Origin of the sequence: Streptomyces blattellae, assembly GCF_009709555.1 — a bacterium.
GTDB lineage: Bacteria > Actinomycetota > Actinomycetes > Streptomycetales > Streptomycetaceae > Streptomyces > Streptomyces blattellae.
Genome location: NZ_WJBG01000031.1, coordinates 1 through 357, shown reverse-complemented (window position 1 = coordinate 357; position 357 = coordinate 1). Strand labels below are relative to the sequence as shown.

Sequence of the window (357 nt, the reverse complement as noted above, 5' to 3'; positions counted from 1 at the left end):
TGACTTCCATGTCCCGGCGGGTGGTAACCGTACGACGGTGTACGACGGCACCGGCGCGCACACGAGCGACCTGCTGACGGTCCAGGGCGGTCCGCTCGCGGGCAGTCGTCTGGACGTGAACCTGAACGGCACGCCCACCCGGGTGGTCGACGGGGGCGGTGTCCAGACCCACAACGTGGTCGCGCTGCAGGGCACGAATGCTCTGGTGCTCGTTCCGAACACGGCGGGCGGCCCGATGGGCCGGGTCAGCACGGGCGGTGTGGACCAGGGCGCGGTCACCCGGGTCGGCGGCGGCTTCCATGTCCCGGCGGGTGGTAACCGTACGACGGTGTACGACGGCACCGGCGCGCACACCAG

General features: G+C 71.4%; 1 protein-coding gene. It reads left to right on the top strand.

Annotated elements, in window-relative coordinates; translation table 11 throughout:
* Positions 1-37 precede the first annotated feature (37 nt).
* A partial coding sequence (locus tag GFH49_RS00870) for a hypothetical protein (RefSeq protein WP_155053788.1) occupies positions 38-357 on the top strand: 320 nt, incomplete at its 3' end.